Source organism: Enterococcus sp. C74 (genome assembly GCF_040887125.1).
Classification (GTDB): domain Bacteria; phylum Bacillota; class Bacilli; order Lactobacillales; family Enterococcaceae; genus Enterococcus_B; species Enterococcus_B hirae.
Genome location: NZ_JBFOFA010000004.1, coordinates 256433 through 280672, shown reverse-complemented (window position 1 = coordinate 280672; position 24240 = coordinate 256433). Strand labels below are relative to the sequence as shown.

Sequence of the window (24240 nt, the reverse complement as noted above, 5' to 3'; positions counted from 1 at the left end):
TTATCAATTGAGTTATACTAGAATTAAGTAAGCGATCAGGAGGAACTCTTTATGCATATTGAACAAATCAAAACTGGGATGATCGAAGAAAATTGTTATTTGGTTTATAACGATGAAGCGCTACTGATTATTGATCCTGGTGAAGATGCAGCAAAAATCAAAACGCAAATCGAAAAAACGCAGCAACAACCTGTAGCGATTTTACTAACACATACCCACTATGACCATATCGGAGCCGTCGAAGAACTTCGTCAGTTTTATCAGATCCCTGTATATGTTAGTCCATTAGAACAAAGTTGGTTAGGCGATCCGATATTGAATCTTTCTGGTTTGGGAAGACATGATGACATTGCGAATATCATTGTTTCACCTGCTGAATATGAATTTGAAATGAAAACCTATCGTCTAGGGAATATGACATTTCGGGTCGTCCCTACACCTGGTCATTCGATTGGAAGTGTCAGCTTTATCTTTGATGATTTTGTCGTATCAGGTGATGCACTATTTAAAGGCAGTATCGGTCGAACCGATCTATATACTGGGAATCTGGAGCAGCTGCTACACAGTATTCAAACCCAGCTGTTTGTGTTGCCAGATGAATTTGCCGTTTATCCTGGGCATGGAGATGCTACGACCATTGAACATGAAAAAAGAACCAACCCTTTCTTTAATGCTTAACTAACAAATCGATTGGAGGCTGTAAATATGACTAAAACCACTCTTTACATCGTCAGACACGGAAAAACGATGTTCAATACGATTGAACGTGTTCAAGGTTGGTGTGACACACCACTCACCAAACAAGGCCAAGAAGGAATCCACTATCTTGGAAAAGGATTGAAAGACGTTGATTTTTCTTTTGCTTATTCTAGCGATAGTGGTCGTGCTATTGAAACGGCACGTATCATCCTCAGTGAACATGCCAAAGGAAAAGATATCCCTTATTTTATCGATCAAAGAATTCGTGAATGGTGTTTTGGCTCTTTAGAAGGTGGGTATGACATGGAAATGTGGGGTGTTATCCCCCGAGTATTAAACTTCAAAACTTATGATGAGATGTTCACGACGGACGTAACTTTTGAACAAATTGCTAATGCTATTTATAACTTGGATACCGCTGGCTGGGCTGAGACCTACGATACTTTAAAAAATCGTGTATGGTCAGGATTTGAAGACATTGCGCACCATTGCGAAAAAAATGGTGGTGGCAACGTCCTAGTTGTTTCTCATGGGTTGACAATTGGCTTTTTACTCAGCCTAATTGACGTACATCAACCTGTTCGAGCAGGCTTATTAAATGGCAGCGTGACAAAAGTGACGTATGAAAAAGGCAATTTTTCAATTGAAGGAATCAACGATATTAGTTATATAGAGCAGGGAAAAAAACACTCGCAAGATTCTTTCCTATAATCATTCCGTTATCAAACACTGGTTTGCGAGTACTCACTTGAGTACTCGCTTTCTTATGCCCTCTTGCTATTTCTCAAGTTTTTCTTAACATCAAGAAAGCATTTGGTTTTCATTAGAAAGAACGGTATACTTAATACTGTATTTTATTTGGGAAGGAAGGTCCGTATGTTTTTTGCAAATATCATCAAAGCAGCTATCTTAGGAATTATCGAAGGGATTACCGAGTGGTTGCCGATCAGTAGCACTGGTCACTTGATCCTAGCAGATCAGTTCATCAAGCTAGACGCTAGCACACAGTTTATGTCGATGTTCAACGTCGTTATTCAATTAGGTGCTATTTTAGCAGTCGTCGTTTTATATTTTCATAAATTAAATCCCTTTTCTCCAAGCAAAACCACTATTGAGAAAAAAGATACTTGGACATTATGGTTCAAAGTCGTAGTCGCTTGTATTCCAGCAATTATTATTGGATTACCTTTAGATGATTGGTTAGAAGAACATTTTCATAAATTTCTACCAGTTGCGATCGTCTTAATCGTTTATGGGATTGCATTCATTGTTGTGGAAAAAAGAAACAAGACAAAAACACCACGTTGGACAACCTTAAACGATTTTACTTATCAAGCGGCGTTACTGGTTGGATTATTCCAAGTATTAGCGTTAGTTCCTGGAACTTCTCGTTCAGGAGCCACGATCCTCGGAGCCATTTTGATTGGTGCTTCTCGATTTGTAGCAACAGAATTTTCATTTTTCCTTGGTATCCCAGTGATGTTTGGTGCTAGTGGTTTAAAAATCGTGAAGTATCTAGCTGAAGGAAACTCCTTTAAAATGGAAGAAACGATTATTTTACTCGTTGGAACCCTCGTATCATTTATTATCTCCGTTTTAGCCATCAAATTCTTGTTAAGTTATTTGAAGAAAAACGACTTTACAATTTTTGGTTGGTATCGGATCATTTTAGGAATCATTTTGATTGGTTACTGGTTTATCGCAATGTAACTGAATAAAACGAAGTCAAAGCACCGTATGATTACGGTGCTTTTTTATATTTATTCTAATTATCCCCTTTCCAAAAAAGCATTATTCTAAATGATAACTATTATCGTTCTCATTTAGCGATTTTTATTATCAATTAGAATTTTGGTGTGGTATATTGATTTTGTAAAGGAGGAAACAAATATGACTCGTTTAATACAGACATTTATCCCGACAATCGGTTGTTTATTACTTATAATCTTAGGTTTGGCTACTCAATCTTTTGTGCCTTTTCTAAGTATCATCTTTTATTTAGGCGCCATCTCATTCGGTGGTTTCAAGCAGACTCGTGAAGGGTTGACCGAACTCTGGCAGGAAAACACATTGAATGTTGACTTATTGATGGCCTTAGCGGCAATCGGCGCTTGTTTGATCGGTGATTTTTTAGAAGGTGCGATGCTTACGTTTATTTTCTGTTTAAGTGGCGCTCTCGAAGAATATACGACCAGTAAAAGTCAGCAAGAAATTACCGCTTTAATGAATCTACAGCCACGAAAAGCACAACGTTTAACTGCAAACGAAGAATTAGAAGAAATAGCTGTAACTGATCTTAAGATCAATGATCGGGTATTTGTCCCAAAAGGTGGAACGATCCCAATTGACGGCTATTTAGAAAGTCAACAAGCAACGGTCGATGAAGCCACATTGAGTGGTGAATCTGTACCAGTTGAAAAAGTTCCTCATGACGAGTTATTTGCAGGAACGATCAATCGAGGAAATCCTTTGATCTTACAGGTAACTAAAAAAAGCGACGAGACTGTTTTTGCTAAAATCATCCAGCTGGTTGAAAAAGCACAAAGCACCCCTACAAAGACCGCTTCTTTTATCTCTCGTATTGAAAATACCTACGTTAAAGGTGTGTTAGTCGTTGTTCCATTAATGATTCTTGTTTCATATTTCATTTTTGGCTGGAGTTTTCAAGAAAGTTTTTATCGGGGAATGGTTTTACTGGTTGTCGCCTCTCCTTGTGCGTTGGTTGCCTCTGCGACACCTGCAACACTAGCAGCCCTTTCTAACGCTGCCCGCAACGGTGTGCTGATCAAAGGCGGTCTCCACTTAGAACAATTAGCTGATTTAAAAGCGATTGCCTTTGATAAAACCGGAACTTTAACCAAAGGCAAACCGATCGTGACGGATAGCTATTTTGTAAAAGACCAGGAACTTGCACAACAAATCTTAGTTTCAATGGAACAAAAAACAACGCACCCCTTAGCTCAAGCAATCGTAGCACATTTTGACATTGCTATACCAAAAGATATCCAAAAATTACCAATCGAAGAAATCACGGGGTTTGGTTTACGAACAGTTTACCAAGAAGCTCAGTGGATTGTAGGTAAATGGGAACCAGAAAAAACGTCGATAGCTGAAAAAGAACTTCTTGATAAAATTCATTTACTCGAACAACAGGGAAAGACAGTGATTGTTTTAACCAAAGACAATCAATTGATAGCACTCATCGGCTTATTAGATGTGCCAAAAGAAAATGCCCAACAAGTCATTGACTATTTCAATAACCAGCAAATTGATACCAGCATGATCACTGGAGATAACCAAGGGACTGCTGCAGCTATTGCTGAGAAAATTGGTGTTCAACACTTACTGGCTGACTGCACGCCATCGGATAAAACACACTATGCACAACAGCAAAAAGAAAAGTATGCTGTCACAGCAATGGTTGGTGATGGTGTCAATGATGCCCCAGCTCTTGCGACTGCTTCACTAGGAGTAGCCATGGGACAAGGAACGGATGTCGCTATGGAAATCGCTGATATCGTCTTGGTAAAAAATGACTTGCAAAAATTAAGTTATGCCCACCGTCTTTCACTAAGAATGAAGAAAATCATTAAGCAAAATATTATTTTTTCTCTTACAGTGATTTGTTTACTGATCCTTTCTAACTTTCTGCAATTTTTAAATTTACCTCTTGGCGTGATTGGTCATGAAGGAAGCACGATCTTGGTTATCTTAAATGGGTTACGTTTATTGAAACCCTTACCTGAAGATACTTCCAAAAAATCACGTTGCACTGGCTGTCCCTTACAGCCGAATCACCACTCTATCTAGTTTTTCCACTCTGATGAACCTCACTTTTGTAACCGTTGAAAAAATGATATGATTGATGGCAGGAAAGTGAGGTTCTTTTTTTATGGAAAGTTGGATTTTTCTTGGATTGATCATGCTTGTTGCCCTGCTTGCTAAAAATCAAAGCTTGATCATCGCTACAGGTTTTATATTACTAGTCAAATTGATACCGACATCGAAAGTGTTTCTTACTTGGCTTCAAGGCAAAGGAATTAATCTAGGAGTCACCATCATCACAGCTGCTATTTTAGTTCCAATCGCTACTGGCGAGATTGGCTTAAAAGATTTACTAGATGCCTTTAAATCACCCATCGGTTGGATTGCTGTGTTTTGTGGTGGTCTAGTAGCCGTCCTTTCTTCCAAAGGAGTCGGTTTGATTGCTTCAGACCCGCAGATTACTGTTGCATTGGTTTTTGGAACAATTCTCGGAGTCGTTTTCTTAAAAGGGATCGCTGCTGGTCCAGTCATTGCTTCTGGTATTACCTATTGTCTCTTGCAATTATTTTCTTTAAGTAAATGAAAAAATCGATCACAGTTAAAGTGTTTTGAGTCCTCTGAATCGAATCGTTCGTGATATACTTATTCCGAGGTGATCACATGTTAGAAAAATTAAAATACTTTATCGGCACGGTTGGTTGGTTTTTATTAGCGATCGTATTGATTTTAGGACTAGCTTATCTTTTATTTCCAGATCTGATCCAAAATGTGTTCAATACCTACTTTAATTGATCGTGAAAAAAGTAAACCCGATGAGGTTGAGACAAAAGTGTTTAGCATCAAGAAATAAGAAGGAATTTCCGAAAATTGCTCCTCAAATTTTTGGTAAATTTCGGCTTATTTCCGAAGATGCTGCTTTTGTCTCACCGTTTATTCGTTTTTAGAGATACTAGAAGAGACTGAGACAAGTTTTGTCCCAGTCTCATCGGGTTTATTGTTTTTTCATTTATCTTTACTTATGGAATCTACTTGATAAAAGTTGCGTGGGTTTCATCAAGTATGTTTTTAATGTTCCTACCTCTTCTCCTTACCCATACACCACTTCCCCCCTTTTATGTTTCCTAAAATATTATTAAATAATCCTCATTTCTTTTTGGCTCCTCCTTTCATTTTTTGTTATACTAGAACACAAGATAGCATCACTTATATTTTTAATCATTCGCTATTATGCTTTATATATAGAAAGGAAAACGCTCATGGAAACCTTTGAAGGTCTTTTAATTGATACGTATGTCTTACAAGAACAACCTATGATGTTGACTGGCTTAAATCTTCAACTGGAAGATCGTGTCATTAACGGTCTGTTGAAAGATCGTTACTTGGCAAAATATATTCTTCGGCTCCCTTTAAATAAATATGTATTAGAAGTCAGTGGAAAATGGAACCGCCGCAATCAATTAGTCATCAAAAAAATGATGATCAAAAATATTGATGAATACATTAAAATTATTGGGACTCCGGAATAAATTTAGCTACACCAACGGTTAACGGTTATAAAATAACTAAAAAATGGTATCGTTACGATTGCTTAGTCTACAAGGAACGTATCCCTTTTCAAAAAAAGCTTTGCAAACGGTTCGCTTTGTTATATAATGTTCGAGTACCAAACAGTCCCATTCAAATTTTGTTTAAAAAGATAAATTTATCTGCTTTGGTTGAACGCTATTGTCTCCCACAATAGCGTTTTTTATTTGCCCATTTTCCTTCTCTTTCAATGCTAGTAGAGCCTAGAATTAAGTTTCTTTTAGTGTTAAGGAAAAAAACTTGTCATGTTCATATTGCAAAGATTACTTCATTTAGGTATAATAATGAATGTTGAATTATGCGGTAACACGCGTAAGAACTTAATTTATCGGAGGTGAAACTAATGCCAAACATTGAATCTGCAATCAAACGTGTTCGTACAAGCGAAAATGCGAACGTTAAAAATTCATCTCAAACAAGCGCTATGCGTACTGCAATCAAAAAATTTGAAGATGCTGTAGCTTCAGGTGCTGAAAACGTAGATGCGTTATATAAAGAAGCTGTTAAAGCTATTGATATGGCTGAAACAAAAGGTCTAATTCATAAAAACAAAGCTAACCGCGACAAATCTCGTTTAAGCAAAAAAATCGCTAAATAAGGAAATCGGCTACGGCCGGTTTTTTTATTTTGTCTCAAACAGTCTATTCGATCACCCTTCTATTGGGTTTCTTTCCATTCTTTTTATTAGTAAACCAGCTGCGGCTGACTCAGCACTTCCTACTCTAAAACAATTGATGTCTAAAAAACGCTCAAAACATCATCGTTTCAAGCGTTCTTTTTGGATTTATTTCGATTGTTTTTCTCTTCTTTTTAACTCTTCAAAAGCTGACCTGTTCGTAAGACAAATAATTGAAAGCTTAATTCTTTTTCGATTTTACCACTTTTGATTTGGTAATCCATTTCAACCAGATCGTCAAATAAACGCCTTAGGATCTTTTCATCAAATTTACGTACCTCTTGCATCGCCAATTTTACACGGTAAGGATGTATCTTTAAAGTCTCAGCAATATTAGCCTGCTGATAACCGATTTTCATCAAAAACTTGGTCTGTAAAAACAAACGTATTTGTGAAAGTAAGATGGCATTGATCTTAATGGTTTCTTCTCCTTGGGTAATTAAGTCTTCAAACAACCGTAGCGCTTGTTCTGTTTTCCCGGAAAGAATATATTGTGTCATATCAAAAAGATTATGTTCCAAGGTTTTAGGGACTAACTGTTCCACTTCTTTAACAGTGATCAGTTCTTGTTGTTGCCCATACAATAGTAATTTATTCAGTTCCCTCATCATTTTTGATAGATCGAGATCCGTTAACCGTAAAAACAGATCAATCGCTTTACGGTCCATTTGAAACGGTGCATTTTCTAGTGTATTCAATAAATACTGACGTACTTCTTTTTCATTCAATTGCTGAACATTGATGGTCACAGCAGCTTTTTTTAATTGCTTCGTTACTTTTTTTCGCTCATCTAATTTCTCATAGGGAGCAAAAAACACTAAAACTGTTGATTCTAAAGGTTCTTTTAAATAATCAATCAGTAGATCCGTATTTTGTTCAATCCCATTATTCACTTTTTCAGCTGTTAAAAAGTAGGGATTTTCTACAAATACTAGGCGTTGATCACCAAAAAATGGCAAAGTCTCTGCCTCAGCAACCACCTCATCAATACTAGCATTCCCCATATCAAAACTTAAGAAATTCAAGTCATCTTGACTATCGATTTGAATTTTTTTCTGGATTTCTGCTCTTACCTGATCCTGTAAATATTTTTCAGTACCTAGAATCAAATAACAAGGCGCAAGCTTTTCTTTACGGATTTTTTGTAAATCTGCTTGAATACTCATTTCGTTCACCACTTTCAAATTTATCCTACCATGAGTAGCTGGGAATTGCTAGTCTATCATTGTGTGGATCTTTCCGTTTGGATACCAAAAGGGATGCCATTTAAAAGTAATTGCGCCTTGACGGTCGGTACGCAAAGGAGTGACTTTATTCTGCTTTAACGTCGCTAGTACGTCTTCATGAGGATGACCAAATAAATTATTCACGCCACAGGATAAAACACCATAGGTTGCTTCTAATTGCGAAATGAACTGTGGATGACTAGATGTGCGGCTGCCATGATGTCCTAATTTGATCACATCCGCTTTTAAATCTGGATAAGCGTTTCCGATCTTTTCTTCTGCGTGCTGATCTAAATCACCTAAAAAGAGAAAACGACAGGACTGATGAGTCACTGACAAGCCAATCGAATCTTCATTTTCGCCCTTCCCCTGATTAACTGGAGACAACACAAAAAAATCAAAATAACCTTTGATCCGATCACCCTGTCTGACTTCACAAATAGTGGTTCCTGCTTTTTCCAATTTCTGCAACTGCGTATGGAGCCAGGTGCTTTTGCCAGCTCCCCAACCAATATAAATCGTATCGATCTTGAAATGTTTTGCTAATGTCGTGATTTCTCCCACATGATCGATATCGTCATGCGTCAATATCAGTTTATTGATGTGTCGGATGCCATTTCCTTTTAAAAATGGGACAAGGTTAAACTCTGCAGGTGGTCTAACCCTTCGCTCTTGCCAAGCTTCTTTTTGAAAACCCAATTTTCCACCAGTATCAATCATAACGATTTCTTTTAAAAACGGCGCTTTAAAAAGAATACTGTCTCCTTGCCCTACGTCGTTGAAAGTGATACTACTTCCGAATTGAAGAAAACGACCAAAAATGAGAATAATGGGCACAAGGAGTGCAGCTGTCACGCATTGACAAGGTTTATGTTGTTTTTTCTCTATAAGCCATAAAAGAAAGCCTAAACTAAATATTAACAACCAGCCATTCGGTCGCCCAATCACTAGATTGGCAAATCTCAACGAATCTAGTAATCTCTCGAAATGGACTAAAAAAGAATCAAGCAACTCGCTAACACTTGGAGGTAGTACCCTGCCAAAAACAAATAAAAACGTCAAACAAGGAAGAAATACTTTCTTAAAAACAGGAGCAAAAAGAAGAGTCAACATACTCCCTAATAGTGGCCACTCATAAAAATGCCAAGCTGTCAGTGGCATGATGCCGATACTAAATAACACGATAGTAGTGAACTTTTGAAACTTAGTGGTTGGGTGAGACAACAAAAGAAAGAAGAAGCTCATTCCTAAACTTAGCTGGCCCTCTACTTGGAAAAGACAAAGCGGCTCGATCAGCAAAAGTATCCATAAAATAATCGAATAATGATCGAAAGAAGAAAATTTGACATTGAGAAGTTTTAGCCCTAATTTCAATAAGAATGACAGCCCCGCTCTTTTCACTGACACAGAACCCCCAGATAAGCTAAAATACCCCAAAGTCCCCCCAACTAGTGGGAGATAACTAGCAGTTAATGTCATCCCTCCTCTGCGAAACAGATAATAGAGCCAACCTAAGTAAGTTTGGATGTGCATGCCTGACAAACTGAATAAATGAAGTAAGCCAGTTTCTTTATATGTGTCTTCTGATGCTAAAAACTGACTATCTTTATAGCCAAAGATCAAAGCATTCATATAGACACTCACCTTGTGACTAAAGTGTTCTTGAATAAACGTAATAGACCTTCCTCGTGTTCTGCTCAGCATATTCTGCCAAGCATTACGATTCAAATGTTCTTTGATCTGGCGTATCTGAAATCGTCCTTTGATCCGATGTATTTGGTCATACTTTTTTTGATCAAACCCATAAGGATTCCTTTGTTTGGAAGTTTCTTGGTAATCCCCGACTACAATTAATTCAATCGCTTCATGTCTAAGAACAAGAAAAGAATTTCTTTCTTGTTCAGATTTGGCATAATAGCTGCAAGAAATCTTTTGCTCGTCCGTTGTGTGCCCAATAAAAGTCACTAAATCTCCATTCATTTTCACTGTGTCTGAGGCGACCATGATACGTTCCAACGTCCTTTGATCATCGATTGGTTTTGTTTCTTTAAGCCAGCAAGAAAATAAAACCAGCGTACTACAAATGAAACTTAAACCAATAATTTGTTTATTTTCTTTCCGTAAAAAAAACAAAAAAAATCCAGCGAAAATCAAACGATAATGCCATCTGTCTGTATAATAAAACAAACAAATAAAAATCGAAGAAATCGCTGGAAAAATGAATCGATTCTGTGTTTGATCACAAAATCTACTAAACATGTTCTCCTGATAATTCTTTTTGGAGTTTAGAAAAGTGAGTAGAATCCAATGATACTTGATGAACAGTTGCACCTAATTGTTCGATCAATGATTGTGCATACGGATCATTTCGATAATCATGTAAATAGTTGATTTTTTTGATTCCTGCTTGTAATAAGGCTTTTGTACAAGCTAAACAAGGGAAATGAGTCACGTAAATCTCTGCGCCCTCCGTAGGTATGCCTAGTTTTGCACATTGTAATAAAGCATTCATTTCCGCATGGATCGTTCGCAAGCAATGACCATCGACGATATAACAGCCTTCATCAATGCAATGAACATCCCCACTAACAGCACCATTGTAGCCTCCAGCAATGATCCGTTTTTCTCTTACTAAAGTTGCGCCGACTTCTAATCGTGTACAAGTACTTCTCAATGATAATAATACTGCTTGAGCCATAAAATATTGGTCCCAAGGAATCCGTTCATTGCTCATATTAGCCACCTCTATCATTTATTCTATAGTAATTGTAACGAAGTTTTTGATTTTTTCAACTGTCTTCTGACCAATTCCGTCTATTTCTTGAAGCTCGTCAATACTTTTGAACGATCCATTATCTTGTCTATACTGAATAATTTCTCGGGCTTTTTTTTCACCGATCCCCGGTATTTGTTGCAATTGCGAAAGATCAGCAGTATTAAGATGCACTCGATCTGGGTTTGTGTCCACTGAATCTACCGTCGCTAGACTAGCATTTGAGCTTTCTGGAATTTCTTCTCCTACTTCAGGAACGTACAGCATTTGTTGATCCGTTATTTTTGCTGCAAAGTTGATCTGTTTCTCGTCAGCTGATTCCGTCAGCCCACCTGCTTTTTGAATGACATCAAAGACCCGATCTTCTGCCACAAAAGCGTACATTCCAGGTCGTTTTACCGCTCCTTTCACATCGACATAAATCACTGACCTAGTCGATGTACTCACCGTTTCATCAATTGGCTTCGTTTCAGAACTGTTCTTTTCCGGAGCCTCAATCGATTGGTTTGTCAAAAATAGTTGATCCTTTTTACTTGATTGACTGAAAAAATGAACCATCATTCCACCAAGGATGATGACTCCTATGACACCAAAGATCCCTCCAATCACAAATTTTGGTAAAGAAAAGTTGGTAGTATAGAAACGCTTTCGTTTGTTCTTCCATTCTTCGCTCATTGTGACTATTTTCCGATTGGCTTCCTTTCATTAAATTATGAAGAAGTTTTTTCTCTTCATGATTAAATACGTCAAACCATTTTTCTACATGAAAATAAACCTACTTTTGGGACAATTATTTTATGAAGAATGAATCTTTCATACCTTTAAACATTTCAGGAATAGGCGTTGACATAGGGTCTATATTTCTCTTTTCATTACCTAGCAAAAACCATCAAAATCACTTTTACTGACTTTGATGTTTATCTATTTTTCTATTCGTTTTTTAAAAATAGTTTCAAGTTCACACTCTTAGCGAAGCTCTTCCTTGATTTTTTTGAGCATGTACCCGACTTACCTAAGTAATCCTAAATCCGATATCTTTGCCACTGTCTCTCTAGCGGCTATGTACAATTATTCTCACTATGCCAAAGAGCAATGCCTCAACTACATCAACTTTCCAAGTATTCAAATCTCCTAAATAAGTCAAAGACTCGCTTTTCCTCATGAATAATCGTGAGCTAGTTTACATAGATTTTATAAGATATTTTTTTACGGACAAAATATTCCATTGTCTAAACTAGTCGTTATACCATATCCAGATAGATAACTAGTACGATTACGAGACATGTGATGATCATGTAAATGATGTTTTCTAACCGTCTTGTATGATTTTTTAGAATAATCCCAGGATCAGTAGAATTGAAACTAGTCCGATACTCGATTGGCACAAAATTACCGATACATATTCCGAATAACAAAAGTAAAGAAGGCCAATTTGTAATAACTCCTCTATTCATAAACGCACCTATGATTGAGCTAACATAAATCACCATTTGAATCATTATAATTACAATCGCTTTTTTTCTCATCATTAATCCTCTCCAAGTAAATTTAGAAAAACAAACAGGACTTGATCACAAAATAAAAGTGGTAGTTGGTTTTAAATAGATTTCAAGAATAAAATTCTCCAGCTCTTTCCTCTATTTTCAGAATACCCAATGAATCGGATAAATGTAAAAATCAAAAGCTGTGTGCCAACGTAGTTTTTACTAGGGAACCAGTAAAAAAACACTGACTTAGAACGATCTGATCATCTTACTGTATTCATTTTTCTGTCCTTCGATTATATCATACATCTTCACTTTATTTCCTATTTTTTCATTCCACCGAAAATTTTTCCATAATAAGTTTAAACTCTTTATCAACTGACGCAGTTAAAAATAACTTTTATTTTACTGATCAAACGAATAAAAAAGCTTACCTCATACACATAAATCCCCTCATGGCTAGTTTCTATTCATTTTAGTTTCTCTATAAAAAAGAGACAGACAAGCTTTCCGTTAAGGCTGAGTCATTGAAAACATCAATCTTAAAGGAAATTTTGTCTGTCTATTTATTCGTTCAAAAACCGTTTCATGAACAACGATAAAAAAATGTTGTTGAAACAAAACGATTTCTAATGAATCTTTAGTTCATCTTTTCTAAATAATCAAGTGCATCTTGCACGGTTTTCACTGGTACGATTTTCATTGAAGAGTTCAATTCTTTCGCAGCAGCTTTGGCTTCTTCGTAATTGGTTTTGATTTCTGGATGTTTCTTCTTGATTTCATCTGAGATTGGATCATCCGGTGCAAAGAATATTTCAACGCCAGCTTTGTCTGCACTAGCCACTTTTTTATCAATACCACCAATTCGCCCAACTTCACCGTCGCTATTGATCGTTCCAGTACCAGCAATTTCTTTCCCTTGACGAAGATTTTTACCGGTCAATTGTTCATAGATTTCCAGGGTAAACATCAAACCAGCAGACGGCCCTCCGATTGATCCTGAATTAATCATTACATCTGTATCCGACTTGATACTCGTATGATCGGTTAAAGTAATCCCAATCCCTGCTTTATTATCCGTTGGCAGTTCGATCAATTTACCTGAAGTTTCGTTTTCTTTGCCATCTCGGAGATAGGTGATCGTGACCGTATCGCCGACTTTTTTACTTTTGACATACTTCATAAATGCTTCTGCACTTTTAAAGGTTTGTCCATCAACTTTTGTGACTGTATCACCAACTGCTAATTTTCCATAGAAATTGGAATTCTTCTCGACACTCATGACATAGACACCTTTAAATTCCATCTGGTAAGAGCGCCCTGCCAATTTTAGTGCTTGCTCAATCGCTGCATTTTGGGAAGACTCCATATAATATTGTTGGATTTGATTGTATTCTTCGCTAGTCGCCCCGCCAGTCAACTCCTCAGCGCTAATCAAATCTTCAAACGGTGCTAGCTTGGCTTTGACTGCTGTAAAACCAGTTGCTCGACGGATGCCCACTGAAGTTAATGAAAAAGAACCTGAATCTTTGTCCTTTTTCCCATTGACGGTAATCAGCTCTTTCAAATTGATGGTTGCTCCTGGTGCTTCCACATAAAAAGGAAGTGGAATTACCACGAACCCAATAATAAATATCCCTAAAAAAATGACAAGAATCGTCTTTAACCATCTTTTAAAGTCCATCATTTTCACGCTTTCCAGCTAACGCTTCGTTGATTACTGGTGGAAGATAGTCACTGACATCTCCCCCAAAGTGTAAGACTTCTTTTAATAAACTAGAACTAACGTGACTATATTCTTGTTTAGCCAATAAAAAGACCGTCTCGATTTCTTGATTTAAATGATGGTTCATTTGAGCAATATCCCGTTCATATTCAAAATCCTTTACACTACGGATACCACGAATGATGGTTTGAACAGCTAATTCATTCGCAATCTCGACTGTTAATTGATTTTCCTGGTGGTACACTTTAACATTCGGAAGATGACGAACAGCTTGAGTAATCAATGTAACTTTTTCATCAACGGTAAATAGATGTTTTTTTGACGTATTCACAAATACCCCAATGATGACCTCATCAAACATTTTTGCTGCTCGTTCGACCATATCTAAATGCCCATTCGTGAACGGATCAAAGCTGCCTGGAAACAAGGCTTTTTTCATAGGTCTTCCTCTTTTCTGTAGATAGTCACAGTTGAAATACCATACGTTTGTTTTCTGATTTGCGTAAAATCAGCAATCTTTTCTGGTAATTCCACTGTTTTATCAGTTTCACATACAATAACTGCCGAATCATTAAAAAGGTCCAGCTCCGTCATTTTGATTATTTGGTCAAGAATTTTTTGTTTGGCATATGGTGGGTCAAGAAATAAATAATCAAATTTTTGCTGATCATTTGCCAGCTTTTCGATGGCTTTGTCCGCATCAAGTTTTAACGTGGTGAATTTTTCTGGCTCTTTCGTTACTTTAATATTTTCTTGGATTATTTTTAGCGCTTGGTAACTTTTGTCTACACAAAAGGCATGCCCACAGCCACGAGAAACTGATTCGATAGCTAACCCGCCACTACCAGAAAATAGGTCTAAGACTGTTTCTCCGTCGAAGTAAGGACCGATCATATTGAAGATCGATTCTTTCACTTTATCTGTGGTGGGACGTGTATTAGCCCCTGCTAAACTCTTTAAGCGTCGTCCACCATATGTTCCTGATATGACTCGCATTGACTCACTCCTTTTAAAAATCGTGCTGTTAATAGTATACCAAAAAAAAAGATAAAAAAACTTGGATCGCCATTAATTTCATGCTTTCTCAAGTTATTTTTATCTTTTTTATTTAAGAGATGAATGATTTACACAAAACAGGTTTAAAAGACATGGTCTGCTAAACGAATCTTAGTATTGATCTCCTCAATCTCAAAACCTTCTTCTTTGACTGGTTGCTTCGTACCAATCTTATCAGCAAAGTTCATTTCGACGTCTGGACGATAAGAGCGTTCAACTTTGCGAACAAAATGAAGTTTGTTGATTCGTTCTGCAGTTTGCTCAAATGTGTCTTCATTCAAATACAATACGACATATTTCATTTTACGTGAAACGTAATGAAGCAATCCAAATTTCTTCAAATTTTTTAATTGTTTCAAACTGTATACCCAGACAATCAACCCACGTCGTTTCGTTAGTTGAAATTCATTTTTTTCATCATTCATGACAGTTACCTCCACATCCACTACGCCCCTTTTGTTCAAAAAAAGGATTTCCCGCATCAATTTTAATCGTCAACGATACCGTTTCTGCTAACTGTTGGCTAATTTTATCCAATAGATCTTGCAATTGTGTTTCCATAAAACGAAAATCCGCTACTTTTTCATGCAAATCAAGTTGGCGTTTGGCTAACCGAACAGCTCTTTGCTTCTCTCGAAATTCTGGTGCATATTTTTGATAAGGAACAACTTTTTCAAACTGTTCTTTTTTTATTGAGAAATCATTAATCAATAAATTGACATCCGCTGATTGTTCCATCACTTTTTTAGCTTTTAAATATTTTTTCATCGTCTCGCTTTTTTTGATACAATTGGATAAGCTCTGACATTGATCTTCTAAGGCAAATAATTCCTCATTGATTATCACTGCTATCGGTACTCTCCTTAACTTCTTCTTGCATTAAGACTAACATATTTTCTTTTGAAAAAGCAATTCCTAATAGATCGGAAGTGTTAACTAAAAAGCGGTCGTGATAGTACGGATCACTATACAAAAATAAAAATGTAAACGTTGGATCAATCACTGGATGGGTAAAGACACCGGTCGATTGGGGAAGCTTTCTTTTTGCGACTAACGAATCAATTTCATCAGTAGTCAATGAAAACTTAGCAGTTGCGTTTGTACTACCCGCTATTTGTTGCCATTCTGCTAATCGTTCTTTCGTCAAAATATCTTCTGGTCTATTAAGATAATCACTTAAAAGCAATTTCGTTTGAGTAGAAAAACCGGTCGTCTGCTTATAAAGTGGTAAGCGATCCAATTGCCTTAACTGATTCAACAATCGAACACTATGACCTTCTTTTGCTTGATTGATTTCAGCCCAATCTACTTGATCATCTATTTTATATTGCGGTAAGTCTGAACCAAATACTTGATAGGGATGAAGTTTCAACAAACTAGTTTTATCCAAATAAACGATTGAAAACAGTCCATTACTACTTTGGTCGAAGAATAAAATAGCAAACGTATCATTATCAAACGCAATCAACGGTCGATAATTCATATCTTCTTCCATCAATTCGATCCCGACATCTGTTCCATTGTATTGAAAATTAAAATTCGTATAGATCGTGGTGATCTCTGTTAGATCTTGCATTGTCATCCCTAAGTAAAAAGGAGCAATCGTTGAGTTGTCCGTATTTAATACTTTAATCGTGGAAACTTTATCTTTTGTGATATTCGCTTCAAAGGATAAGTGATTGATTTGATCATGGTAATATCTTGTTTCAAAACCAAACCCACTCGTCAAGCGTTCATAGGGATCACCAAAACGTTGCTCTAATTCATCAACTGATTGACCAACATACGTGGAAAAGCCAGATGTTTCCAACTTCTGGTATTTCCACGTAGTCATTTGATTTTGAGTGATTTGCTCTGAGCTTTTTTTTACTTCAAGTTTAGGAGGAAACAACACCGGCTGCATGTAAAATGCAATGATCACTGATAACAATATCGCACCAAATAACCCTAGCCGTTTCATCTTTTTCCCACCTTTATTTTTCAGTTACTTCAATCAATAAATCACCAGAAGCGATCGCATCGCCATCTGTTACGTAGACATGCGCAATTTCACCATCAAAACGAGCTTCAATTGCTGTTTCCATTTTCATTGCTTCCGTGATCATCAATGTATCGCCTTTTTTGACATGATCGCCTTTTTTGACCAATACATCTAATACAGAACCAGACATCGTTGCACCGATATGTTCACGATTTGTTGGTTCAGCTTTCACACGTGTTTGTACAGTACTGATGATCGAATGGTCGTTCACTGTAATTTCACGACGTTGGCCATTCAAGTTAAAGAATAAGACACGATTCCCTTCAATATCTGGTTCGCCGATTTCATCCAAGCGAATAATCAAAATCTTGCCTTTTTCAATTTGAACATTCACCGTTTCTCCTAAGCGAATCCCTTGGAAGAATGTTGGTGTATCAAGTAATGTCACATCACCAAATTGATTATAGGCTGCTTGATAATCTAGAAAGACTTGCGGATACATCAAATAGCTCAGCACTTCTTCTTGTTTAGGTTCATAGCCGATTTTTTCAGCTAATTCTGCTTTGACTTGTTGGAAATCAACTGGTTTAGCTAAAGCTCCAGGACGTTCAGTAATCGCTTCTCGTCCTTTAAGGATGATCTTTTGTAATTTTTCCGGGAATCCTCCAACCGGTTGTCCTAGCTCTCCTTGGAAGAAAGTAATCACAGACTCTGGGAAACTCAATGTTTCACCTTTTTCATAGATATCTTCCTCCGTTAAATCATTTTGAACCATGAACAAAGCCATGTCTCCTACAACTTTTGATGAAGGGGTAACTTTCACGATATCACCAAACATCAGGTTCACTGTATGGTACATCTGTTTGATGTCATCCCATTTATTTCCTAAACCAACTGCTTTGGCTTGTTGTTGGAGATTAGAGTATTGTCCACCAGGCATTTCATGCATATATACTTCTGTTTCTGGTGCATTCAAACCGTTCTCAAATGGTTTGTAATACATACGGACATCTTCCCAGTAATGATTCAATTGTTGTGCATTTTGAATATTGATCTCTGGCAACCGTGGACCGTTGACCAAAGCATAATACAAACTGCTCATACTTGGTTGACTTGTATTCCCACTCATCGCACTCATCGCCACATCGACGATATCTACCCCAGCCTTCGAAGCTGCAGAATAGGTAATGATTCCATTTCCACTCGTATCATGTGTATGAAGGTGGATTGGCAGATCAGTAGTCTCTTTTAATTCACTGATCAAGCGATAAGCAGCTTGTGGTTTCAGCAAGCCAGCCATATCTTTGATCGCAATGATATGCGCCCCAAGTTGTTCTAGTTCTTTCGCCATGTCCTTGTAATATTGGACATTATATTTTGCACGACTAGGATCATTGATATCTCCGGTATAGCAGATCGCAGCTTCTGCAATCTTACCTGTGTCTCGAACCGCTTGGATACTTTTTTCCATTTGCGGTACCCAGTTCAAACTGTCAAAGATTCGAAACACATCAATTCCTTGAGCCGCTGCTTCTTTCACAAATTCTACTAAGACGTTATCCGGATAATTGGAATAACCGACTGCATTTGAACCTCTGAACAACATTTGTAACAGCGTATTTGGCATCAATGCTCGGATCTTTCTTAATCTTTGCCAAGGATCTTCATTCAAGAAGCGATAAGCGACGTCAAAGGTTGCTCCTCCCCACATCTCACTTGAGAATAGTTCAGGTAATCCTTCACCGGTCAATTGAGCAATCTCTTTAAAGTCTTTCGTACGAACACGAGTTGCTAATAAACTTTGATGAGCATCTCTAAATGTCGTATCAGTCAATAACAAGTTTTCTTGCGATTTGATCCATTGGACTAACGCATCCGAACCATCAGAATCTAAAACATTTTTTGCTGTCAGATAATCTGGGCGTTTAATCAAATCTTTCGGTACCCGAGGAGATTCATAAAATGGTTTTTCACCATTTTTGATTCCCGGGAAGCCATTCACGGTAATTTCACCGATATATTTCATTGTTTTATTTCCACGGTCGCGTAAACGAGGGAACTCAAACAATTCTTTTGTATTATCGATAAATGTCGTTTTAGCGTTTCCTGATTGAAATTCAGGATGGGAAATCACATTCAACATAAATGGAATATTGGTTTTGACTCCACGAATCCGAAATTCTTTTAAGCAACGTTCCATTTTTTGGATTGCCGTATCAAAATCTGCTGCATGTGTACAAACTTTGACTAAAAGTGAATCAAAGTATGGGGTAACCACATATCCTGCATAAGCATTACCGACATCTAAACGCACTCCGAAACCACCAGGTGAACGGTAAGTATCGATTTTCCCTGTATCAGGAAGAAAATGATTCAACGGGTCTTCTGTAGTGATCCGACATTGAATCGCAGAACCATTTAGTTTGATATCTGCTTGTTGCGGCAGACCAATTTCACTGTGTAAATCTTTCCCTTGGGCAATCAATAATTGAGTAGTCACGATGTCCACATCGGTAATCATCTCTGTAATCGTATGTTCCACTTGGACTCGAGGGTTGACTTCGATAAAATAAAAGTCATTTCCTTCAACTAAAAATTCAACCGTCCCAGCATTGACATAACCAACGTGTTTCATTAATTGAACGGCTGCTTGACAGATGCGTTCGCGTTGTTCAGTCGACATGGAGACACAAGGTGCTACCTCTACTACCTTTTGGTGACGTCTTTGTACAGAGCAGTCTCTTTCAAATAAATGGATCACATTTCCATGTTTATCGCCCAAAATTTGGACTTCGATGTGTTTAGGATTTGCAATATATTTTTCAACATACACTTCATCGCTGCCAAAAGCCGCTTTTGCTTCACTTTTCGCACGATCATAGCCTTCTCGAGCGCTTTTTTCATCATGGGCGACACGCATGCCTCGTCCCCCACCACCTAGAGCGGCTTTAATCATGATCGGATAACCGTACGTTTCAGCAAAAGACAAAGCATCTTCGACCTTTTCAATCGGTCCATCAGTCCCAGGAATCGAAGCAATTCCAGCTGCGATAGCTGCTGCTTTTGCTTTGATCTTGTCACCAAAGATATCCAAATGATGTAAGTCTGGTCCTACAAAAGTGATGCCTTCTTCCTTGCATCGTTTTGCAAAACTTAGATTTTCAGATAACAACCCATAGCCTGGATGGATCGCATCCGCTCCACAGGCTTTCGCAATGGCAATAATCCCTTCAATATCTAAGTAAGCGTCAATCGGTTTTTTCCCTTCGCCAACTAGATATGCTTCATCTGCTTTAAACCGGTGCACGGAATACTCATCTTCTTTTGCGTAGATACCTACAGTTTTAATTCCTAATTCTGTACATGCTCGAAACACTCGTACAGCAATTTCTCCTCTGTTAGCAACTAAAACTTTTTCCATCAAACCACTCCTACATCTTTTTAGTATAAACCTAAACTTTTTCGTTTTTCATCTGCACTGATATTCAAGACGAAGCCAACACAAATGGATAACATCAATAAACTAGATCCTCCCTGACTCAAAAATGGGAAAGTGATCCCAGTTAACGGAATAACGCCGGTTATCCCTCCCAAATTGATAAATATTTGGATCATGAACATGGCACCAATCCCAATACATAATAGAGAATTAAATGGATCTTTTGAGCGAATCCCCACCAAAAAGATCCGAACAATCATGAAAAACAGTAAAGCAAGAATCAAGATCCCCATGATCACGCCTAACTCTTCTACCACAATGGCATAAATAAAGTCCGTCTGCGCTTCATTTAAAAAACCTTTTTTCTGGATACTATTTCCAAGACCTCGACCAAAAAGCCCTCCATTGAACATCGCATAATAACCATTAGCTAATTGATGACCTTTGTTCAACTCGTCAGAAAAAGGATTTTGATAAATGGCAAATCGGTTATAGATATATTGTAAACGTCCGGGAAATATTTTCCCGTGGGTGATATTGATCAACCAGATTGCTAAAGCACTCAAGCCAACCCCACCGACCCCAACGATCAACGTATAAACGTAGTTGATACCACTAGCCAAAAGTAAGACTAAGATAATTAAAAAAATGACAGTTGCATTACCAAAATCGGGTAAAATAGCAACTAGCGCTGTTAGTGCCAACACTAACAGTAACGGTCTTTTAACAGTAGAAACAAAATCTTTTTGAACGCTTCTTTGTCTTTTAGATAACGTTAATGCTAAGTACCAAATCACAATGATCTTTAAGTATTCAGCTGGCTGGAGAGAGAATCCAGCGATTTGAAGCCATCCTTTCGCTCCATTGATTTCTTTCCCGAAGAATAAAACGATCAATAGCAAGATTGTCAGTACAGCAATAGCTGCCATAATCAGTCGTTGATTTTTTAATACGGATGTTTTCATTTTATATAAAAGTCCAATAGCTACTAAGCTAACGCCCCAAAACAAACTTTGGTTAAAAAAAGAGGCGGAAGGACTGCTTCCATTTTCTAGCAATAAATAAGATGATGAACTATAGACCATGATTAAACCTAAAATACATAGAATCAAGTAAGGAATCAAAATACTATAGTTTAATAAATGCCTTTTTTTTACTTTCTTAGGCAAGTTTACTCCTCCTTGCCAATTTCTTTTTTATCGTAATTTTCTTGGTAAACCTCACTATATAATCGGTTCAGTTCACGCTCTAGCTCACTCAGCAACAATTGACCTTCCGTTTTATCGATGATGCCTACACGAACGGCAAATCCGACTTGTTGTGAGAAGCCATACATTTGCGTATCTACTACTTCTTCAAATGCCTTACATTGTGAGATACACAGGCTATTTTTTTGATTTTTGATCAAGCGTTTGATTCGTTCTGATTCATCTTTAAGCACTTGAACTGCAAATTCATTTGATAGAGAATCCATCTAAGCCTACCCCCATTCTAAGTTTATTTATTATAACATACTTAAAATTCTAACGGGGAAAAATCCCAGTTTTCGCTCAGGGATTTTCTTCTTTTTTTACTATTTGTTAGCCCATCATGAGCAAAAACAATAGATGCACTAATTTTACAAACGATACACTACTTAACTAGAAAGTATCAGTGCTAAAAAAGCGTCCCCGTATTTGTCTAACTTGCTTTGTCCTACCCCTTTTATCTGCAATAAAGAAAGTCGATCTTTTGGACGTTGTCGACTCATTTCTTTTAAAGTCGCATCTGAAAAAACCACATAAGGCGGCACGCCTGCTTCAGAAGCTAAGTCAGTTCGTAACTCTCTTAGCGTTTCAAATAAGGTGTCAGCTTCTTCATCAGAAAGTTGTTGGACTTTTTCAGCTTCTTTTTTAAATACTTTTTGTTTCCCTTTTAACACTTCGATTCCTAGTTCCGTTACTTTCAACGTGGGGTATTCACCGTTCATTGAATACAGATAACCACCAGAAATAAGATACTCGATCAACTGAAGAATATCTTTTTGTGCCCATTTTTTTAATAAGCCGTAAGTTGATAACGCTTGAAAACCTAGCAACTTGACTTTTTGTTCTTTCGAACCAGCTAATACCTTCATCAACAATTGTTTCCCATAATTTTCACCCATGCGTTTCAAGCAAGACAACACCATCTGTGTTTCAGTCGTTACATCGACTAGTTCACGTTCATCTAAACAGTTACCACATCTTCCACATGGGATACTTTTTTCGCCAAAATAAGTAAGAATATATTGTTGCAGACAGGATTCGATGTAGACGTATTCCGTCATTGCTTTTAATTTTTCGTATTCTTTTTGTTTTTGTGACTCTTCTCGTTGGGATTGTTGGATAAAAAATTTTTGGACCTGTATATCTTGGGGAGCAAACAACAAGACAGCCTCACTTAAGAGCCCATCACGACCTGCTCGTCCCGCCTCCTGATAGTAAGCTTCTAAAGAACCAGGAATCTGATAGTGAATGACGAAGCGGATGTTACTCTTATTGATCCCCATGCCAAAAGCATTCGTTGCAACTAATAATTCTGTACGGTCATATAAAAAGTCCTCTTGGATTTCTGTTCGTTGGCTTTCACTCATCCCACCATGATATCTGCCAACACTGAAATCAAATTTCTTTAACAAATGATAGATTCGATCAACTTCTTTGCGGGTAGCGGCATAAATGATCCCTGATTGCTTTTTATTGATACGTAGATACTCAATTAAGTACTGCTCTTTTTTTTGATCTTTTACTACTTGTAAACGTAGATTTTCTCGTGCAAAACCCGTTTGAATATGATTATCCATTGGTATCTTTAAAAGTCTTTTAATATCTTCTGCTACTTGCTTTGTTGCAGTAGCAGTCAATGCCACAATGATCGGTCGTTGATTAAACGTGTTTAATGTTTCTGCCATATGAAGATAGCTTGGACGAAAATCATGTCCCCATTGTGAGATACAATGCGCTTCATCAATCGCTATCAGTTGCATGTGCCAACGTTTCATTGATTGGATAAAATCTGGCATGATAAACCGTTCTGGCGCAACATATAATAATTGGATTTGTTGCTGTTCGAGTAATCGAAACCGAGAAGCAGTCTCATAACTATCCAATGAACTATTGATAAATGTCGCTGAAATGCCTAACTGATTGGCAGCATCTACTTGATCTTTCATCAGAGAGATCAAAGGAGAAATGACCACAGTCAAGCCATCCAGCATCAATGCTGGCAATTGATAACAAATGGACTTCCCACTTCCTGTAGGCATGATCCCTAGGACGTCTTCATGACCAAGTACCTTTTGGATAATTTCTTTTTGTCCAGGGCGAAATACTTCATAACCAAAGTATTGTTTTAATATATCATTCATTTAATCCCTACTTTTTAGTTGATTTAAGAGGTTGTGAAAAGAGCGCTTTGACCTGAGCGCTCACCAGGTAAAAACTGCGACGAGTAATCGCAGGAGCATTAAGGATGAAAATCTTGAAACAGTACCCCATGTTTTGAGATTTTTTGACTTATCGCCGAGGGTCAGCTCTTTGAACACCGTGAATAAGAGGTTGTGAAAAGAGCGCTTTGACCTGAGCGCTCACCAAGTAAAAACTGCGCCGAGTAATCGCAGGAGCATTAAGGATGATAATCTCGAAACAGCTCCCCATGTTTTACGAAACTCAGCTTTATGTCAAAAAACTGCCGCTCGTCCACGGTTTAGTTGTTTTTTATTTATAAAAAGCCTAGAGCAACCTTTTATTATTGACCCTTCTATCGCCCCTCTATAACTATAATACGTCAATTATATTTTACTTCTCCAAG

General features: G+C 37.4%; 23 protein-coding genes. 8 read left to right on the top strand and 15 right to left on the bottom strand.

What is annotated here, in order from left to right:
• Positions 1 to 51 precede the first annotated feature (51 nt).
• From AB3H93_RS07670 to rpsT, 8 genes are all read left to right on the top strand, one after another.
• Positions 52 to 678 carry an MBL fold metallo-hydrolase gene (locus AB3H93_RS07670; RefSeq protein WP_063627038.1) on the top strand — a complete coding sequence of 209 codons (627 nt, stop codon included), beginning with the start codon at positions 52 to 54 and terminating at the stop codon, positions 676 to 678.
• Positions 679 to 705: 27 nt separating this feature from the next.
• Positions 706 to 1410 carry a histidine phosphatase family protein gene (locus tag AB3H93_RS07665; RefSeq protein WP_368020385.1) on the top strand — a complete coding sequence of 235 codons (705 nt, stop codon included), beginning with the start codon at positions 706 to 708 and terminating at the stop codon, positions 1408 to 1410.
• 165 nt (positions 1411 to 1575) lie between these two features.
• The gene (locus AB3H93_RS07660) at positions 1576 to 2409 is read left to right on the top strand and encodes an undecaprenyl-diphosphate phosphatase (RefSeq protein ID WP_096709179.1); all 834 of its coding nucleotides are present in this window, start codon (positions 1576 to 1578) and stop codon (positions 2407 to 2409) included.
• A 180-nt stretch (positions 2410 to 2589) separates the two neighbouring features.
• Complete coding sequence (locus AB3H93_RS07655) at positions 2590 to 4509, top strand: heavy metal translocating P-type ATPase (protein WP_368020384.1); 1920 nt, start codon at positions 2590 to 2592, stop codon at positions 4507 to 4509.
• A gap of 82 nt (positions 4510 to 4591) precedes the next feature.
• Positions 4592 to 5047, top strand: a complete 456-nt coding sequence (locus tag AB3H93_RS07650; protein WP_010719338.1) for a DUF441 domain-containing protein — start codon at positions 4592 to 4594, stop codon at positions 5045 to 5047.
• A gap of 77 nt (positions 5048 to 5124) precedes the next feature.
• Entirely contained in the window at positions 5125 to 5256 is a 132-nt protein-coding gene (locus tag AB3H93_RS07645; protein WP_010719339.1) for a hypothetical protein, read from the top strand.
• Positions 5257 to 5720: 464 nt separating this feature from the next.
• A complete protein-coding gene (locus AB3H93_RS07640; protein ID WP_005878685.1) occupies positions 5721 to 5990 on the top strand; it encodes a hypothetical protein in 270 nt (89 codons plus the stop codon).
• Positions 5991 to 6391: 401 nt separating this feature from the next.
• A complete protein-coding gene (gene rpsT, locus AB3H93_RS07635; protein ID WP_010719340.1) occupies positions 6392 to 6646 on the top strand; it encodes a 30S ribosomal protein S20 in 255 nt (84 codons plus the stop codon).
• Between the two features lie 212 nt (positions 6647 to 6858).
• On the opposite strand, the gene holA is transcribed toward rpsT, so the two are convergent.
• From holA to recQ, 15 genes are all read right to left on the bottom strand, one after another.
• Positions 6859 to 7902, bottom strand: a complete 1044-nt coding sequence (gene holA, locus AB3H93_RS07630; protein WP_034700673.1) for a DNA polymerase III subunit delta — start codon at positions 7900 to 7902, stop codon at positions 6859 to 6861.
• Between the two features lie 36 nt (positions 7903 to 7938).
• Positions 7939 to 10209, bottom strand: a complete 2271-nt coding sequence (locus tag AB3H93_RS07625; protein ID WP_368020383.1) for a DNA internalization-related competence protein ComEC/Rec2 — start codon at positions 10207 to 10209, stop codon at positions 7939 to 7941.
• Positions 10202 to 10684: a ComE operon protein 2 gene (locus tag AB3H93_RS07620; RefSeq protein ID WP_010719343.1), complete on the bottom strand. Its 483-nt coding sequence runs from the start codon at positions 10682 to 10684 to the stop codon at positions 10202 to 10204. The genes AB3H93_RS07625 and AB3H93_RS07620 overlap by 8 nt, the downstream gene beginning before the upstream one ends.
• Before the next feature lie 18 nt (positions 10685 to 10702).
• Positions 10703 to 11398, bottom strand: coding sequence for a helix-hairpin-helix domain-containing protein (locus AB3H93_RS07615; RefSeq protein ID WP_368020382.1), 696 nt, complete (start codon positions 11396 to 11398; stop codon positions 10703 to 10705).
• A 566-nt stretch (positions 11399 to 11964) separates the two neighbouring features.
• On the bottom strand, positions 11965 to 12252 hold the full coding sequence (locus tag AB3H93_RS07610) for a hypothetical protein (RefSeq protein ID WP_010737459.1): 288 nt from the start codon (positions 12250 to 12252) through the stop codon (positions 11965 to 11967).
• Between the two features lie 595 nt (positions 12253 to 12847).
• Entirely contained in the window at positions 12848 to 13891 is a 1044-nt protein-coding gene (locus AB3H93_RS07605) for a SepM family pheromone-processing serine protease (protein WP_025480486.1), read from the bottom strand.
• Positions 13881 to 14372: a pantetheine-phosphate adenylyltransferase gene (coaD, locus tag AB3H93_RS07600; RefSeq protein ID WP_010719347.1), complete on the bottom strand. Its 492-nt coding sequence runs from the start codon at positions 14370 to 14372 to the stop codon at positions 13881 to 13883. Before coaD ends, AB3H93_RS07605 begins: the two co-directional genes overlap by 11 nt.
• On the bottom strand, positions 14369 to 14950 hold the full coding sequence (gene rsmD / locus AB3H93_RS07595; protein ID WP_368020398.1) for a 16S rRNA (guanine(966)-N(2))-methyltransferase RsmD: 582 nt from the start codon (positions 14948 to 14950) through the stop codon (positions 14369 to 14371). The genes coaD and rsmD overlap by 4 nt, the downstream gene beginning before the upstream one ends.
• Before the next feature lie 122 nt (positions 14951 to 15072).
• Complete coding sequence (locus AB3H93_RS07590; RefSeq protein WP_010719349.1) at positions 15073 to 15414, bottom strand: YlbG family protein; 342 nt, start codon at positions 15412 to 15414, stop codon at positions 15073 to 15075.
• Complete coding sequence (locus tag AB3H93_RS07585) at positions 15407 to 15835, bottom strand: YlbF family regulator (RefSeq protein WP_034700682.1); 429 nt, start codon at positions 15833 to 15835, stop codon at positions 15407 to 15409. Before AB3H93_RS07585 ends, AB3H93_RS07590 begins: the two co-directional genes overlap by 8 nt.
• Positions 15822 to 16949, bottom strand: coding sequence for a CAP-associated domain-containing protein (locus AB3H93_RS07580; RefSeq protein WP_053766375.1), 1128 nt, complete (start codon positions 16947 to 16949; stop codon positions 15822 to 15824). The genes AB3H93_RS07585 and AB3H93_RS07580 overlap by 14 nt, the downstream gene beginning before the upstream one ends.
• A 13-nt stretch (positions 16950 to 16962) precedes the next feature.
• A complete protein-coding gene (locus AB3H93_RS07575) occupies positions 16963 to 20391 on the bottom strand; it encodes a pyruvate carboxylase (RefSeq protein ID WP_010737454.1) in 3429 nt (1142 codons plus the stop codon).
• A gap of 20 nt (positions 20392 to 20411) precedes the next feature.
• Entirely contained in the window at positions 20412 to 21578 is a 1167-nt protein-coding gene (locus AB3H93_RS07570) for an FtsW/RodA/SpoVE family cell cycle protein (RefSeq protein ID WP_010719353.1), read from the bottom strand.
• A gap of 2 nt (positions 21579 to 21580) precedes the next feature.
• Entirely contained in the window at positions 21581 to 21883 is a 303-nt protein-coding gene (locus tag AB3H93_RS07565; protein WP_010719354.1) for a DUF1507 family protein, read from the bottom strand.
• A 162-nt stretch (positions 21884 to 22045) separates the two neighbouring features.
• On the bottom strand, positions 22046 to 23797 hold the full coding sequence (recQ, locus tag AB3H93_RS07560; protein ID WP_368020381.1) for a DNA helicase RecQ: 1752 nt from the start codon (positions 23795 to 23797) through the stop codon (positions 22046 to 22048).
• Positions 23798 to 24240: the final 443 nt, after the last annotated feature.